Here is a 15,672-nt window from a genome sequence, read left to right on the forward strand (position 1 = left end):
TGTTTGTCGATTGATATCAGCCTGTCGACTGGGAAGGGCCGATACGGTTCAGCATATTGCGCGCTCCGGTCCGTGACCGGGCTGCGCAGGGCCGATAGGCAGATCGGCCTTGCGCGTTGTATTGGCCAGCAGCAGTGATCAGTAGACGCGCTCGCGGGTCTTTTCCAAACGGTTCAGGATATCATCCAGATTGTCCGGGAAGACCATGAACTCCTGGAAGCCCTCCATGGCAACGGAGGCCATTTCCGCTGGTGCATCGCGGTCAAAGAACTGCGCGATACCACCGGGCGCGTTGGCGGACAGCATCTCGAAGCCCTGATTGAGCATTTCGTCATCATCGACGGAGGACTTTGAGTTCACAGGCAGCTGGCCGAGTGCTGCGCCGCCGTTGATCTTGGTCTGATTGTCCGCCGAGACGACGAAACGCAGGAACTCGCGCGCGGCTTCTTTGTTCTGGGCGCCGGATGGAATGTGGAAGGTGTCGGTTGGTGCGTCTTCAGCCAGCTCGACATCGGGATTGATGGTCGGGAACTGGTAGAAATCCAGCTGATCGGTGCCAAGACCGGCTTCGCGCAGCGGTGCCACGGCAAAGTTGCCCATCAGATAGGCGGCGGCTTCACCTTTGACCATGAAGGGCAGGGCCTCCTGCCAGCTGTAGGACTGATGGTTGTCGATAAAGGCCCCCATATCGATCAGTTCCCGCCAGTTGGCAAAGGTCTGCTTTACACGGTCATCGGTCCAGGCGACTTCACCATTGGTCAGCGCCATATGGAAATCATAGCCGTTGGTGCGCATGTTCAGGTAGTCAAACCAGCCGCCGGCCGTCCACAGGAACTTGGTGCCGATGGTGAAACACTTGCGACCTGAATCGAGAATCTTCTGGCAGTTCGCTTTGAAGGTCTCCCAGTCCTCGGGCTCTTCGAGGCCAAGCTCGTTGTAGATGTCCTCGCGGTAGTAGACGCCCCACTGGTAGTAGGTGTAGGGCACGCCCCATTGCTTGCCGTCCAATGTCATTGCGCCCTTGGTGGAAGCCAGCGCATCAGCGATTTCCGGCTCTGCCCAAAGGTCGGAAATGTCTTCGAACAACCCGGCAGAGACATAGGGCCGCATCCGGTTTGCCGCATACCAGTTGGCCACGTCCGGTGGGTTGGCAGATAGGAAGTTGCGAATCTGCGTCTTGTAGGCCTCGCGGTCGATCACCGTCAGCTCAACGGTCAGGTTCGGGTGCATCGCGTCGAATTCAGCCGCCATCCCCTCCATTACTGCGCGCGGCGCAGGATTGGACATATCTGAGAAAATCTTGAGCGTGCCGCTCAATTCAGCCTGTGCCGCAGTGGCCAGGCCGAGGCTGAGAGCCAGGCCCGCAACTGTTCCTTTCAAAGTCTTCATGACGTCCTCCCTGTTGACGTGTATCGTTTGGTTTCATATATTGGAACCAAATTCCAACTATTGAAACTATGACCGCGCTCGGCTAAGGATGTCAACAGTTACATCGGCCCCGCCCGATCAGAGAAAGGACAGTGATGGCGAAAGCTGCGCCCCAATCGCGAGAGACAGATGGCACCGTTGGCAAGGCTCTGGCCGTGTTGGATCAGATCGCTGAAGCGGGCCGCCCAATGCGGTTCGGCGAGGTGCTGGCGGCCTCGGATCACCCCAAGGCGACGCTGTACCGGCTGGTGCAGACGCTGACCAATCAGGGGATGCTGTCCTATGATGAGACCCATCAGACCTATGCTCCGGGTTTGCGCCTGGTGCGATTGGCTCATGCTGCCTGGCGGCAAAGCGCGCTGGCTCCGGTGGCGCGGCCCTATCTGGACAAGCTGTCACAGGATATCGGCGAGACCATACATCTGGCGCAGCTGGATCGGGGGCAGGTACTCTACGTCGACAAGCGTAATGCGGCCACACCGATTGAGATGTTCAGCCAGGCGGGCAAAATAGGGCCGGGCTACTGTACCGGGGTGGGTAAGGCGATGATCGCGTATCTGTCGCGGGAGGCGCAGCAGGATGCGATCCGCAGGCAGGCGTTTTTTGCCCATACGCCCAACACGTTGGCCACGCCAGAGGCGCTGATGGACGAGTTGCAGCAGATCCGCAAAGACGGCGTTGCCTTCGACCGTGAAGAGCATGAACCGGGCATCATCTGCATTGCCGTTCCGATCCTGTCGGAGGCGGGCAAAGTGATGGGCGGGCTGTCGATCACCTCCTCCGTGCAGCGTCGCTCGCTGGAGGAGCTGGAGACGCTTCGACCGGCCCTGATGACAACCGCCAAGGAAATCGCGGCAGCGGCCGAGACCTGGCAATTTCCGAATTAACCCGAGGGAGAGAACACATGACAGGGGTCACTCTGGCCAAGGCCGTCAAGAAATATGGTGACGTTCAGGTGATCCACGACGTGGACCTCACCATTGAGGACGGTGAGTTCTGCGTCTTTGTCGGCCCATCCGGGTGCGGAAAGTCGACGCTGCTGCGGATGATCGCCGGGCTGGAGGAGACCAGCAGCGGCAGCATCCATATCGGTGAGCGGGATGTCACACGACTGGATGCGGCTGACCGTGGGGTCGCGATGGTTTTCCAGTCCTACGCGCTATATCCGCATATGACGGTTGAGGATAATATGGGGTTCGGGCTTAAGATGACCGGTCATCCCAAGGATGCGATCCGGGAAAAGGTGGCAGAGGCCAGCCGGATCCTGAAGCTGGATCAATACCTTAAACGCAAACCCAAGGCGCTGTCGGGCGGGCAGCGCCAGCGCGTCGCCATCGGACGTGCGATCGTGCGCGGGCCGGATGTCTTTCTCTTCGATGAGCCGCTGTCAAATCTCGATGCCGAGCTGCGCGTGGATATGCGGGTCGAGATCGCTCGGCTACACAAGGAAATTGGCGCCACCATGATCTATGTGACCCATGATCAGGTGGAGGCGATGACGCTGGCAGACAAGATCGTCGTGCTTCGGGCCGGTCGCGTCGAACAGGTTGGCAGCCCGATGAAGCTATACGCCGATCCCGACAACCGCTTCGTCGCGGGGTTTATCGGCTCGCCGAGCATGAATTTCCTTCAAGCGACCGTTTCCGGCGGCGCGGTCGCCGTACCCGCTCTTGGCGGCCGCCGGATCGCGGCCTCTGTCACGCTGCCTGAAGAGGGTGCATCGGTCCTTGTGGGATTGCGCCCGCAGCATCTCTCTGTCGTCGCCCGTGACAGCGATCTGATCCTTGATCTGCGCGAGCGGCTGGGCGGTGTGTCCTACGACTATCTACGCACCCCAACAGGAGAGAAGATCATTGTCGAAACACGGGGGGACGAGGCGCTGCCCGAAGGAAGCGCCGTCGCCTTGGATTTTGACGATGCTGACGCCTATTTCTTTGACGGGACGACAGAGCTGCGTCTGCGCTAGAAGGAGGAGGGCTGTCAGCGATGGTCCGCGGCTACAGTGACTGCATCCGCTTTGTCTTTCCCGACCATGCCGGGTTGCTGACGGCATCTGCGAGGGTTGCGGCGACATCGCCTCGTGCGGCGACGCCTTCGGGATCGACCTGCTCGCCGAACAGCAGGTCTCCGCTGCCGTCGCCATCAGTCAGACGTACTGGGCGCAGGATCGCGTAATCCAGTCCCGACTGTTCCAGATAAACATCCGCGTCGTGTTTGGCCTGCAGGTAATGGGCAAGTTCGCTTTCGGGATCGGGATCGCCGGCTCCTATCGAACTAAGCATGACAAACCGGGTCACGCCCGATGATTTTGCAAGATCCACAAGCGCCTTCGCGCCATCACGATCAACCTTGTCCGTCATTTCGCGAGAGGTGTCGCCGCCAGATCCTGCTGCAAAGATCACACCGTCGCACCCCTCGCAGACATCCGTAGGCAGGTCGGTAAGGTCGCCGCGCCGCGTGCCAGTCCCGGGTGGAAGCGTGCTGGTATCCGACCCCTCCCGGATCAATGCGATGGGCTGATGGCCCAGGCGCTGAAGTTTTTCCACCACCCGGCGGCCTGTATTGCCAGTAGCACCTGCGACAAGAACTTTCATAACGGTCTCCTCATTTCGATAATGGGATTGGGACAATTGGGGGGACACAGCGGGGCCACGGGTCAGAACGACGGGGCCATCGGTCCCACCTTCGCCACTGCGGCCTTGTAGCCATCCTGTGCCTGCAGATCGGTCCAGTAGCACGCGACGCGCGGCGCATCCTTCAGCGCGCCAATCGCCGCCAGATTGGCGAGGATGTACGAGAACTGGATATCGGCGAGCGCGGCCTGATCGCCAAACAGCAAGCCCGTTTCAGGAAGCTGCTGGGCGATGTAGTCCAGATGCAGGTCCAGAGCTTTCTTGGCCTCATCGCCAGCATCCTCTCCCTTCAGGGCCGGCAGGAGCACGCCCATCGCAACGTCGGCAAAGGAGCTCTCGACGTAGTCGAGCAGCTCGTCGTGGCGCAATGCGTCTGCTGTCCCCGGAGCTGGTTGATGGCGGCTGTCACCATAGCGATCAGAAAGATACCGCAGGCAGGTCGCCGATTCCGCTATCTTCATGTCGGCGTCCTCAATCACAGGCGATTTGCCGAGCGGATGAATCTTGGCAAGGCTTTCAGGCGCCCTGAAGTTATCCGTGCGGTCGTAGGTTGTGACATCATAGGGTTGCCCGAGGTCTTCCATCAGCCAGATCAGGCGAATTGCGCGGGAGTAGGCGAGGCAGTGGATCTTCAGCATGAGCGGCGTCTCCTTCAGAGTCGGTCAATTCCGCGCTCGGCTCAGATACTTGTCATGCCAGTGATGCGCGGTCACAAAAGAAAGACGGCATCGGTGCCGTCGTCGAATACTCAACAGCCCGGATCGCGATTTCGTTCCCGATAAAGCGCCCGCATTGTAGACTGCGATCCGGCGGATACCGGAACCCGAGCGGTGCCGAGGGCGTTTCGCAACCAAGGGTGCAGCAGGACGAAACCAGCAGATCGCAGGACAGGAGGAGAAACAGCATGGCCGGAGGATGGACCCGCGATGGTGCGGTGAGTGAACAGATCGAAGCGTCAATCAGTGACGAGCTGGCGCGTCTCAGGTCGAGGCGCGCTCCGGTCGGTGAAAGCCTGACACATTGCGCCGATTGCGAGGAGCCGATCCCCGAACCGCGGCGTAAGGCGATCCCTGGCGTCAAACTCTGTATCGAGTGTCAGCAGGAACGCGACGGCGCCCAGCAGGCGCGTGGCGGAATCAATCGGCGCGGCTCCAAGGACAGCCAGCTGAAGTAACATGGTCCTTTCGCCGGCTTGATCGCGCCGAAGTATCTTCCCCGCGCCATCTGCGGATGCTATATCCCGAGCCGGGCTCACAGGCGATGGCGTCGCCGCAGGCAGACTGCTCTGGCCCAAAACCACGCTCCTGTACGCCGGGACTTTCAATCGGGAGATTGAAGGCCCCGCCTTTGCCTCCCGAGATCAAGGGAGGCATCCATGGCCTGGTCGCCGGAAAAAACTGAAGTCAAAAGCTGGAATGAATGGGACACGCTGCGCCATGTGATCGTGGGCCGTGCCGATGATTGCCACATCCCGCCGGAAGAGCCCGCGCTGGATGCCAAGGTGCCGGAAGACAGCGACATGCGCGGCCAGTGGGGCCGCCGCCCGCAGGAAACCATCGACCGTGCCAATGAGCTTTTGGACAATTTCGCCAGCCAGCTGCAGAACCGCGGCATCCGGGTGGACCGGCCGGTTTCGATTGATCATTCCCAGCCGGTAACCACCCCGGACTTCCACACCGACAGCCAGTTCGGCTGCATGCCGCCGCGTGACGTGCTGCTGACTGTCGGCCATGAGATGCTGGAAGCGACGATGTCCTACCGCTGCCGCTGGTTCGAATACCTGAACTACCGCCCGCTTTTGCAGAAGTACTGGGAAGAAGACCCCAGGTTCCGCCACGAAGCCGCCCCCAAGCCGCGCCTCACGGACGCAGGCTACCACCCGGATTACCTCAGCGAGAAGATCGGCGTGGCCAAGCGGCTGGAATGGGCGGCGGAGAAATTCTTTGTCACCACCGAGGAAGAGCCGCTGTTTGATGCCGCCGACGTGTTGCGCTTTGGCAAGGATCTGGTGGTGCAGCACGGCTTCACAACGAACCTCAAGGGCATTGAGTGGCTGCGCCGCCACTTCCCCGACCACAGGGTGCATACGGTTAACTTCCCGGGTGACCCGTACCCGATCCACATCGACGCAACGTTCACGCCGCTGCGCCCGGGCCTGATCCTGAACAACCCGCAGCGCCGTCTGCCGGAAGAGCAGCGCGAGATGTTCAACAAGAACGGCTGGGACATCGTTGATGCGGCGCAGCCCGCCCATAACACCCCGCCGCCACTGTGTTATTCTTCCACATGGCTCAGCATGAACGTCCTGGTGCTGGACCCCAAAACCGTCTGTGTCGAGAAATCCGAGGTCTATCAGGCCGAGCAGATGGACAAGCTGGGCATGGAGGTGGTCGAGGTCGAGTTGCGCGACGCCTATGCCTTTGGCGGCGGGTTGCACTGCTGTACGGCAGATGTCTACCGCGACGGCGACTGCGAAGATTACTTCCCGCATCAGTGAGCAGTGGCGCGCCGTCAGCTACGGCGCGCCACTCTTCGACGGTTAATCTTGGCCGTACTTGTCTACCGGGAGCAGGTCTCCAGTGCAGGTATCCTGCGGACCAGTTTCGCATGCGTTGCTAACCGTAGCTACTCAGTCGGTCCGGCTCGCTGTCTGAGGCTGTCAGATGCCGTATTTCTTGCGCAGCTTGCGGACCTGTGACGAGATCTTGTTCCCGGGCTTCACGCGTTCGGCGAACTCCTTCGTCGGCTTATACCATGATTGGTCCTTGTCGCTGTACTTCCACAGCTGGCCCTTGCTGTCTGCTACATGGCGGAAGCATTCTTTGTTCTGATCCCCGGACCCGCCTTCGCTGCTGTACCAGAGCGCCTCATAGCACAGCTGACCCTTTGAGGTTGCGTACCATTTCCCCAAGCCAACGCTGTCTTCCCAAACGGCTTGGAAGCTCCCGTCAGGCGCCCAATACGAGCCCCCTTTGCTCCAGATCCATGTCTTGCCGGAATAAAGCTCGACAACCGTTTGTCCGCTTACGCGGTTTTTCCGGTCAGGGCCCGCTGCGAAAACCGGCGTCGCTGCCAGGGCTGACACAATCGCCAAAACACAAATTTTTTTGAAAATAAACATTACTCATCCCCTCAAACTGGTGAACGGCGAAACTATACCATAAATTGTCCGAAAATCCGACAGTGCGGTTCCAGGAGTGTAAAGGCTTTTGCTGCCTGGGGTGACCGCCACCTGGCGGCGATTGATGATGGTTTATTCGCGCGGTAGGGCCATCCGCAGGATGTGCCGGGGGTCGGCAAGGCCATGGGGATAGATGCCGCCGGTGTCCTGAAACCCGCCTTTCAGATAGCAGCGAACCGCCGGAGAGTTTTGCAAATTCACCGTTAGCACCACCGCATGGCGGGCCGGGTACTGGGTCGGCAGATTGCTCGGTAAAGCAGAGACGGCTGTGGGGGCATAACCTTTACCCTGCGCGCCGCGGTCGTTCATAAGCGCGCGCAGGCCCAGCTCATCTGCCGAGGCGAAAACATAGGTTTCGTGTTAAAGGCGGTCGATCTTCAAGAACCCGACCGCGCGGATGCCGTCGAGAATGGCGTGAAAATCCACGCCGTCCTCGTCTTCTTCAAAGGCCTGCGACACGGTGCCAGAGAAGCGGACCTGATCCGGTTCCACACTTATATGGGTGACCAGATCAAACTCGCTGCACGCCACCGAGCGCAGGGTAATGGGCTTCACCCCTCCATCGCTTCCAGCTCATCAATCATCTCGGAGATCATGCTTAGGCCCTTGTCCCAGAAGGTGGGATCAGAGGCATCCAGGCCAAAGGGCGCCAAAAGTTCCTTGTGGTGTTTGGAGCCGCCTGCTTTCAGCATGTCGAAATACTTGTCCTCGAACCCTTCGGCCCCCTCGGCGTAGACGGAATAGAGCGCGTTCACCAGCCCGTCGCCAAAAGCATAGGCGTAGACGTAGAAGGGGGAGTGGACAAAATGCGGTACGTAGGTCCAGAAGGTCTCGTAGCCCTCCATGAAATCAAAGGCTTCACCAAGGCTCTCGGCCTGTACCGACATCCACAGCGCGTTGATGTCATCAGGGGTCAGCTCGCCTTCGGCGCGGGCGGCATGCAATTTGCATTCAAAGTCATAGAACGCGATCTGGCGCACGACCGTGTTGATCATGTCCTCGACCTTGCCTGCCAAGAGGATCTTGCGCTCGTTCTGGTCCTTGGCGTTTTCCAGCATCTTGCGGAAGGTCAGCATCTCGCCGAATACAGATGCGGTTTCCGCCAGCGTCAGCGGCGTTGACGACAGCATTTCGCCCTGCTCGGCTGCAAGTACCTGATGCACGCCGTGGCCCAGCTCATGCGCGAGCGTCATCACATCGCGCGGTTTGCCGAGGTAGTTCAGCATCACATAGGGGTGCACATCGGTGACGGTCGGGTGAGCAAATGCCCCCGGCGCCTTGCCCGGTTTCACGGCGGCGTCGATCCAGCCCTTGTCAAAGAACGGCTCTGCCAGATCGCCCATGCGCGGATCAAAAGCGCTATAGGCATCCATCACCATCTTGCGTGCCTCCTCCCATTTGACGGTGCGGGAGGTCTCCATTGGCAGCGGCGCATTGCGGTCCCAGACCTGCATCCGGTCCAGCCCCAGCCATTTGCGCTTCAGCTCGTAATAGCGATGCGACAGCTTGGGGTAGGCGGCCACCACAGCTTCGCGCAGGGCCTCGACGACCTCCGGCTCGACGTGGTTGGAGAGATGGCGTCCCATCTGCGGAGAGGGCATCCCGCGCCAGCGGTCCAGGATTTCCTTTTCCTTGGCCTGGGTATTGTGGACACGGGCAAAGATCTTGATGTTGTCGGAGAACACCCGGGCAAGTTCGCGCGCCGCGGCTTCCCGCTTGGTGCGGTCTTGTTCGGTCAACAGGTTCAGCGTGCCTTCGATGTTCAACTCTTCGCCGTCAACGGTGAAGGTGAGGCCAGCAATCGTTTCGTCAAAAAGCCGCTCCCAGGCGTCGCCTACAACGCCCAGATCATGCAGGAATTTCTCCAGCTCGTCAGACAGCTGATAAGGCTTCATCGCGCGAATACGGTCAAAAATCGGTTTGTAGCGGGCGAGATCGCTGTTGGCGGCGAAATGGGCCTCCAGTGCCGCGTCTTCAATCCGGTTGATTTCAAGCGAGAAGAACACCAGCGGCGTGGTGAAGATCGTTACCTTCTCCTGCATGTCGGACATGAATTTGGCGCGACCGGCATCGGTGGTCAGCTGATAATAGCGCAGACCAGCAAAGGACATGATCCGCCCGGCGATGGCGTTGATCTTCTCGTTGCGCAAGACGCAGGCCAGCAGACCGTCGGCATCCAGATCGGCCAGTTTGCCTTCGTAGTCACTGGCGAAACTGGCGCATTCTTTCTCCAGCCAGTTGAGGTCGCGATCCAGCTCTGCCGCATCCTCAGAGGTGTAGAGGTCGCTCAGATCCCATTCAGGCAGATTGCCCAGCCCATCCGGCCCGGCACCGCCCGCATCATTGGCGTTGGCGTCTCGCATCAGGTCGCGGTCAAGGAAGGGAGCGTTGAACATCAGGGCACCTCGGGCTGTTGTGTGTCTTCTCCGACATCTAAGCGCGAGGGCTGGGGATCACAAGCAAGCGGCCCGCGTCGGGCGGCGATTTATTGGCCGGGCAGGGGGCACTGCGCGCGAGATTTTAAGAACGCTGATCGCGTCAGCCTGTCCGGGGTGAACCTAGTCTGCGTATTGATCGAACAAACGGGTGATCTTGTCAAAAATGGCGCGGCGGGTTTCAGCCCCTTCCATCATCACCTCATGCTGCGCGCCCTCGACCAGATCCAGTTCGCCCCCCGGCCAGCGCGCCATCCGGTCATGAATGGCTGCCGTATTGACGATCTGTTCCTGTGTGCCGAGGAAGGTGATGCAGGGCAGTGCGGGTGAGGGCATTTTCGCAAGGGCTGCACATTCTCGCAGGCTTTCGCCCAGCCATCGGACGGTCGGCCCGCCAAGCGACAGATCGGGCTGTGCCGCAAGCTGATCCTGCATCAGGCGGTACATCTCAGGATCATTGGTGAGCGAATTGCCCTCGAACGGGCTGGCCTGCACATATGGGGCTAGGGTTGTCGTCGGGGTCCGCATTGCGCCGATGCCGAACCGGTCACCCATAGAACTGAGCAGCCGCGCCACGGGCCGCAGCGCGGGCGGGATCTGAATTCCCCACATCGGCGCGGAAAAAATGCAGGCTTTGACCGGAAGCCCTTCCATGACTGCGCGCAGACCAATGGCGCCGCCCATAGAATGGCCGAGGACGAACCATGGTTTCGGCAGAGCGAGCCGATCGGCCAGCTCGACCGCCGCTTGGACGTCTTTCTGAAAATCGCGAAAGGCGACGACGTGACCCAGAAGCCGCTCCGGCAGCATCCTGTCCGCCAGCCCCTGGCCGCGCCAGTCGATTGCCAGCGTTGCATAGCCTCGGCTTGCCAGATCCTGGGCAGCTCCGCCGTATTTTTCGATATATTCGGTGCGCCCGGGAAACAGCAGCAACGTGCCCTTCTCAGCGCCCGCAGGGCGCCAATGGCCCACGCGGATGCGCAGGCCATCGCTGGTGCTCACCCAATGGGCCTGCCCGCCGTCTGGTCCTCGCGCGATATCGGCAAAGAAGGGAGCGGGGGTCAGATCCATCGGGCGCGCGTCCATCAGGCCATCGCCGATGCCAGTTTCATCGCGGTGCCCATGTCACCGTCGATGGTCAGCTTGCCGCTCATGAATGCCGTGGTCGGGTTCAGTTCACCCTCGATGATGGACTGAAACGTCTCTGCGTCGGCGGTCATGGTGACCTCTGCCTCTTCGTCGGCGACGCGGGCCCCGTTCTGATCCAGCATGATGGTGCCCATGCCGGTGATGTCGAATTTGGCGGAGCCGTCAAAGCCACCATCCATCTTTGCGTTCAGCGTTTCTGCTGCTTGGGTCAGCGTTTCGCTCATGTTCAGTCCTCATTTTGGTCCGCAGCCTGCAAATTTATGTGAAGGATGTCCTTCCCACTCTGGAAAACGCAGGCTGCGCGGTTACACTTAACCCATCATGGTTGCAAAATTCTCCAATCTCAAAGCTATCGTGGCGGCAACGTCTTTGACAGTCCTGTTTTCCGTGCCTTTGCAAGGTCACGCTCAGGAGGTTCAGGGCGAGGCGGACCTGCTGGCCGCTTTGTCCGATGCCGACCCGCAGGAAGCCATCGGTCTGGACAGATCCCTGCAGGCGCTCTGGAACAGTAGCGGCTCACCTGCGATGGACCTGCTTTTGAAACGTGGCAAGGATGCGCTGGACCGCGGCGATACCCGCATTGCCATCGAGCATCTGACCGCGCTGACCGATCATGCGCCAGAATTTGCCATGGGCTGGTACGAGCGCGCACGGGCGTATTTCACCGCGGGCCTCTATGGCCCTGCCGTGGCCGATCTGGAGCAGACGCTGATGCTGAACCCCAACGACTACAATGCGATTTTTGCGCTGGGGGCGATGTTCGAACAGTTCAATGACCCGCAAAACGCCTATGAGGCCTATAAAAGGGCGCAGGCTATACATCCGCACCACGAGGCGATAACCAGCGCGCTCGACCGGCTGAAGACCGAAGTCGAGGGCAAAGAGCTTTAGGGCGGACAGTTGAGCTCGGTTCGGGCGTTGAGGGCAATATCATGACAGGCATGCAGAGTTCCGGGAGCGCCAGGGTCCTGGCGGTTTTGGGGCCGACCAATACCGGCAAGACGCACTATGCGATTGAACGTATGCTGGGGCATCGCACGGGTGTCATGGGATTCCCGTTGCGGCTTCTGGCGCGCGAGGTCTATGACAAGGTCGTCGCCGCCCGTGGCCCGTCGGTGGTGGCACTGATTACCGGTGAAGAGCGTATCGTGCCGCCGCGCGCACAATATTGGATCTGCACAGTTGAGGCGATGCCCGAGGGGATGGGCTGCGATTTCCTTGCGGTGGATGAAATCCAGCTCTGCGCCGACCCGGAACGGGGCCATGTCTTTACCGACCGTCTGCTAAGGGCGCGTGGTACTCATGAGACGCTGTTTCTTGGCGCTGACACCATGCGCGGGCCGATTGCTGCGTTGGTTCCGGGCGTGCAGTTTATGCGCCGCGAACGGCTTTCGGATCTGGTCTATGCCGGATCCAAGAAGCTCAGCCGGATGCCTGCGCGCACCGCTATCGTCGGGTTCTCCATCGACAATGTCTATGCCATCGCCGAACTGTTGCGCCGACAGAAGGGCGGGGCAGCCGTTGTGATGGGCGCGCTCAGCCCCCGGACCCGCAACGCCCAGGTCGAGCTCTACCAGAATGGCGAGGTGGACTATCTGGTCGCGACCGATGCCATCGGCATGGGTCTCAATCTGGATATCGATCACGTCGCCTTTTCGTCGCTCAGCAAATTTGACGGTCGCCGGATGCGGCAATTGGCCCCGAATGAACTGGCCCAGATCGCGGGGCGGGCAGGGCGCGGGATGAGTCACGGCAGCTTTGGGGTTACCGGCGATGCCCCGCCGCTGGAGGATGGCGTCGCGCAGGCGATCATGGAACACCGGTTCACGCCGTTGAAGAAATTGAACTGGCGTTCCTCGGCGCTGCAATTCGGCACGGTAGAGGCACTGATCCGCTCTCTCGAATCAGCGCCTGACGATCAGAACCTGATCCGCGCCCGCGAAGCGGACGATCTTATCGCCTTGAAATCGTTGTCCCAGCAGGATGAAATTCTGGCGCGCACAACCAACGCGCCCTCGGTACGATTGCTCTGGGATATCTGTCGCATCCCGGATTTTCGCGGTATCTCGCAATCGGAACATTCGGGGCTCTTGGGCGTTTTGTTCCAGTATTTGCACGACTCAGGCGTTGTCCCGGACGACTGGCTGGCGCGGCAGGTCAAACGGATTGATCGGGTTGATGGCGACATTGACGCATTGTCGAAACGTTTGGCCTTTATACGAACATGGACCTATGTCGCACAAAGGAACGGCTGGGTCCGTGATGAAAGTCATTGGCGCGGGGAGACGCGCGCTGTAGAAGACAGATTGTCGGACGCCTTGCACGAACGTCTGACTCAGCGATTTGTGGACCGGCGCACATCCGTGCTTTTGCGCCGGCTCAAACAGAAGGAGGCCCTTTTGGCCGAAGTGAATGATAAGGGTGAAGTGACCGTCGAAGGTGAATTCGTTGGTCGTCTTGAAGGGTTCCGGTTCTCTCCGGACAAGGGCGCACAAGGCGCCGAGGCAAAGGCGTTGAAATCCGCCTCCCTGCAAGCACTCGCACCGCATTTCCATCTCCGGGCTGACCGTTTTTACAACGCGCCGGATACCGAAATTGATTTTACCGATCAGGGCGGCCTGATGTGGGGTGAATATGCTGTCGGCAAATTGGTGGCCGGCGCTGACCCGCTGAATCCGCGCATCGAGGTGTTTGTCGACGATACTGCGGGCCCAGATGTGGCCCAGAAGGTCGAACGCCGCCTGCAACATTTCATCTCACGCAAGATCAACGCGCTGTTTGAGCCGCTGCTCAACCTGCAGCGCGACGAGGAGCTGACCGGCCTGGCCCGTGGCTTTGCCTTCCGCATGGTCGAGGGTCTGGGTCTGCTGCCGCGCGGCAGTGTCGCGCAGGAAGTGAAAGATCTGGACCAGGATGCACGTGGCGCGTTGCGCAAACATGGCATCCGCTTTGGCCAGTTCACCATCTTCATGCCGCTGCTTCTGAAGCCGGCGCCGACCCGCCTGCGGCTGGTGCTCTGGGCTCTGTCCGAGGGTCTTGGCGAATTCCCCGATGCACCGCCTGCCGGTCTGGTGACCGTTCCTGTGATCAAGGATGCTCCGCAGGGCTATGATACCATGTGCGGGTATCGCAACGCGGGCGAACGCATGATCCGTATCGACATGCTCGAACGTCTTGCAGACATGCTGCGCGCTGAAGACAGCCGTGGCGGGTTCGAGGCCAAGGCCGACATGCTGTCGATCACCGGCATGACGCTGGAGCAGTTTGCAGATTTGATGCAGGGGCTTGGCTATCAGGCCGACAAGGGCGAGCGGGTCAAGGCCAAGGCGGTTGACACCGTGGTCACCGAAACCAGCATGCCTGATGCGGATATCCCGGTGATGGACGCGGCGCAACAGGTTGAAAACACGCCTGCCGCCGCCCCGGATGAGACCGATACCGCTGCCGTTACGGAAACAGTTACCGCTGATGCAGACGCGCCAGCTGATGTTCCGGCTGATGTTGCGGCGATTGAGGACGCAGGGGTGGCACCGGTTGCAGAAACCATGGCCGACCCGGCAGCTGTTGATCCGATCCCCGAGACCGCCGAGATCGAGACCCCGGTTGGCGAAGCTGCCGATGCCAATGTCGACGAGCTTGAGATGGAGGTGTTCTACACCTTCACCTGGGGGCGCGCCCGGAAGACGGGCGGACACCGCGGCGGTGGCCGTCGCGGTCAGGACGCTGGCGAGAGCGGCGCAAAGCGTGGCGGCGACGCTGCGCGCGGCAAGGGCAAACCACGAGGCGGCAAGCCTGGCCGCGATGGCAAGCCCGGCAAGAAGGGTGGCCGTCAGGATCAGGGCAGCAAAACCTATTCGGCCCGACCGCCGAAGAAGGAAAAGCAGATTGATCCCGACAATCCCTTTGCAGCGGCGCTGATGGGACTGAAACAATCCGATTGATCGGCTGCTGGTGCCATGGATGAAGCAGGTCTCTGAAAAGATCAGGATCGACAAATGGTTGTGGCAGGCGCGGTTCTTCAAGACCCGTAGCCTGTCCGCCAAGATGATCAGCGCGGGCCATCTCCGTCTCAATGGCAACAAGATTGCAAAACCGGCTCAGAACGTCTCTCTTGGGGACGTTCTGACCTTCCCTCAAGGGCGCATCATCCGGACCGTCCGGGTCGAAGCACTTGGAACACGGCGCGGACCTGCTCCAGAGGCACAGGCGCTGTACTTTGATTTGACCGAAAAACAGGACCCCGTGCCGCGTAATCCGCGCTACGAAGGAAAAGGTCGCCCGGATAAGAAAGAGCGCAGGGCGCTTGATCTTAGTCGCCGGGATGGCGCGTTTTGACATCTTGAAGCCGGCGCTCGGGTGAATTAGCTACAAGCCAAACAGCTACGGGACTCGGCCACCATGACTTATGTCGTTACGGATAACTGCATCGCCTGCAAATACACCGACTGCGTCGAAGTCTGTCCGGTCGATTGTTTCTACGAGGGCGAGAATACCCTGGTGATTCACCCGGATGAATGTATCGACTGCGGCGTCTGCGAACCGGAATGCCCCGCCGATGCGATCCGCCCGGATACCGAGCCGGATATGGACAAATGGGTTGAGTTCAATCGGAAATACTCCGAAATGTGGCCGGTCATCGTCTCCAAGAAAGATCCGCTGCCAGATGCAGAGGAACGCGACGGAGAAGAAGGCAAGTTGGAGAAGTACTTCTCCGAAGCTCCCGGCGAAGGCGGCTGATAACAGCAGGTGTCTGCGGCTCCAGCTGGCTGGTTGCTTCGCGACTCACCTTTGCAAGACTGCGCGGTCCGGGAACGGGCCGCACCTGAGACCCGCCGTTTTATGGCAT

General features: G+C 60.2%; 17 protein-coding genes. 8 read left to right on the forward strand and 9 right to left on the reverse strand.

Annotation, left to right across the window (positions count from 1 at the left end; genetic code table 11):
• Positions 1-138 precede the first annotated feature (138 nt).
• A complete protein-coding gene (locus VWY75_RS04690) occupies positions 139-1,389 on the reverse strand; it encodes an ABC transporter substrate-binding protein (protein WP_416538449.1) in 1,251 nt (416 codons plus the stop codon).
• 134 nt (positions 1,390-1,523) lie between these two features.
• On the opposite strand from VWY75_RS04690, the gene VWY75_RS04695 reads away from it, so the two are divergent.
• Positions 1,524-2,315 (forward strand): IclR family transcriptional regulator, encoded by a 792-nt coding sequence (locus VWY75_RS04695; protein ID WP_340544767.1) that lies wholly within the window; start codon positions 1,524-1,526, stop codon positions 2,313-2,315.
• A gap of 17 nt (positions 2,316-2,332) precedes the next feature.
• Entirely contained in the window at positions 2,333-3,394 is a 1,062-nt protein-coding gene (locus VWY75_RS04700; protein ID WP_416538450.1) for an ABC transporter ATP-binding protein, read from the forward strand.
• Positions 3,395-3,425: 31 nt separating this feature from the next.
• On the opposite strand, the gene VWY75_RS04705 is transcribed toward VWY75_RS04700, so the two are convergent.
• The gene (locus VWY75_RS04705) at positions 3,426-4,022 is read right to left on the reverse strand and encodes an SDR family oxidoreductase (protein ID WP_416538451.1); all 597 of its coding nucleotides are present in this window, start codon (positions 4,020-4,022) and stop codon (positions 3,426-3,428) included.
• Positions 4,023-4,084: 62 nt separating this feature from the next.
• Positions 4,085-4,699, reverse strand: coding sequence for a glutathione S-transferase family protein (locus tag VWY75_RS04710; RefSeq protein ID WP_416538452.1), 615 nt, complete (start codon positions 4,697-4,699; stop codon positions 4,085-4,087).
• 266 nt (positions 4,700-4,965) lie between these two features.
• Between VWY75_RS04710 and VWY75_RS04715 the strand changes: the two genes are divergently transcribed.
• Both VWY75_RS04715 and VWY75_RS04720 read left to right on the forward strand, forming a co-directional pair.
• On the forward strand, positions 4,966-5,235 hold the full coding sequence (locus VWY75_RS04715; RefSeq protein WP_340544771.1) for a DksA/TraR family C4-type zinc finger protein: 270 nt from the start codon (positions 4,966-4,968) through the stop codon (positions 5,233-5,235).
• A gap of 201 nt (positions 5,236-5,436) precedes the next feature.
• On the forward strand, positions 5,437-6,558 hold the full coding sequence (locus VWY75_RS04720; RefSeq protein ID WP_416538453.1) for a serine/threonine protein kinase: 1,122 nt from the start codon (positions 5,437-5,439) through the stop codon (positions 6,556-6,558).
• A gap of 162 nt (positions 6,559-6,720) precedes the next feature.
• Here VWY75_RS04720 and VWY75_RS04725 read toward each other — a convergent pair whose 3' ends face one another.
• From VWY75_RS04725 to VWY75_RS04750, 6 genes are all read right to left on the reverse strand, one after another.
• Positions 6,721-7,182 (reverse strand): DUF995 domain-containing protein, encoded by a 462-nt coding sequence (locus tag VWY75_RS04725; RefSeq protein ID WP_340544773.1) that lies wholly within the window; start codon positions 7,180-7,182, stop codon positions 6,721-6,723.
• Between the two features lie 132 nt (positions 7,183-7,314).
• Entirely contained in the window at positions 7,315-7,551 is a 237-nt protein-coding gene (locus tag VWY75_RS04730) for a hypothetical protein (protein ID WP_416539240.1), read from the reverse strand.
• Between the two features lie 51 nt (positions 7,552-7,602).
• Positions 7,603-7,797 (reverse strand): hypothetical protein, encoded by a 195-nt coding sequence (locus VWY75_RS04735; RefSeq protein WP_416539241.1) that lies wholly within the window; start codon positions 7,795-7,797, stop codon positions 7,603-7,605.
• Positions 7,794-9,638 carry a M3 family oligoendopeptidase gene (locus VWY75_RS04740; RefSeq protein ID WP_416539242.1) on the reverse strand — a complete coding sequence of 615 codons (1,845 nt, stop codon included), beginning with the start codon at positions 9,636-9,638 and terminating at the stop codon, positions 7,794-7,796. The genes VWY75_RS04735 and VWY75_RS04740 overlap by 4 nt, the downstream gene beginning before the upstream one ends.
• Positions 9,639-9,800: 162 nt before the next feature.
• The gene (locus VWY75_RS04745; RefSeq protein WP_340544776.1) at positions 9,801-10,763 is read right to left on the reverse strand and encodes an alpha/beta hydrolase; all 963 of its coding nucleotides are present in this window, start codon (positions 10,761-10,763) and stop codon (positions 9,801-9,803) included.
• Positions 10,763-11,050, reverse strand: a complete 288-nt coding sequence (locus tag VWY75_RS04750; protein WP_340544777.1) for an SCP2 sterol-binding domain-containing protein — start codon at positions 11,048-11,050, stop codon at positions 10,763-10,765. The genes VWY75_RS04745 and VWY75_RS04750 overlap by 1 nt, the downstream gene beginning before the upstream one ends.
• A 97-nt stretch (positions 11,051-11,147) precedes the next feature.
• On the opposite strand from VWY75_RS04750, the gene VWY75_RS04755 reads away from it, so the two are divergent.
• The 4 genes from VWY75_RS04755 (at position 11,148) to fdxA (ending at position 15,563) form a co-directional block, all read left to right on the forward strand.
• Positions 11,148-11,717, forward strand: a complete 570-nt coding sequence (locus VWY75_RS04755; RefSeq protein ID WP_416534725.1) for a tetratricopeptide repeat protein — start codon at positions 11,148-11,150, stop codon at positions 11,715-11,717.
• A gap of 41 nt (positions 11,718-11,758) precedes the next feature.
• Positions 11,759-14,767, forward strand: coding sequence for a helicase-related protein (locus VWY75_RS04760; RefSeq protein ID WP_416539243.1), 3,009 nt, complete (start codon positions 11,759-11,761; stop codon positions 14,765-14,767).
• 19 nt (positions 14,768-14,786) lie between these two features.
• Positions 14,787-15,161, forward strand: a complete 375-nt coding sequence (locus VWY75_RS04765; RefSeq protein ID WP_416539244.1) for an RNA-binding S4 domain-containing protein — start codon at positions 14,787-14,789, stop codon at positions 15,159-15,161.
• Positions 15,162-15,224: 63 nt separating this feature from the next.
• Positions 15,225-15,563 (forward strand): ferredoxin FdxA, encoded by a 339-nt coding sequence (gene fdxA / locus VWY75_RS04770; RefSeq protein WP_008559821.1) that lies wholly within the window; start codon positions 15,225-15,227, stop codon positions 15,561-15,563.
• The last annotated feature ends 109 nt before the right edge of the window (positions 15,564-15,672 follow it).

It is taken from the genome of Phaeobacter sp. JH20_08, from assembly GCF_048056635.1.
GTDB lineage: Bacteria > Pseudomonadota > Alphaproteobacteria > Rhodobacterales > Rhodobacteraceae > Phaeobacter > Phaeobacter bryozoorum.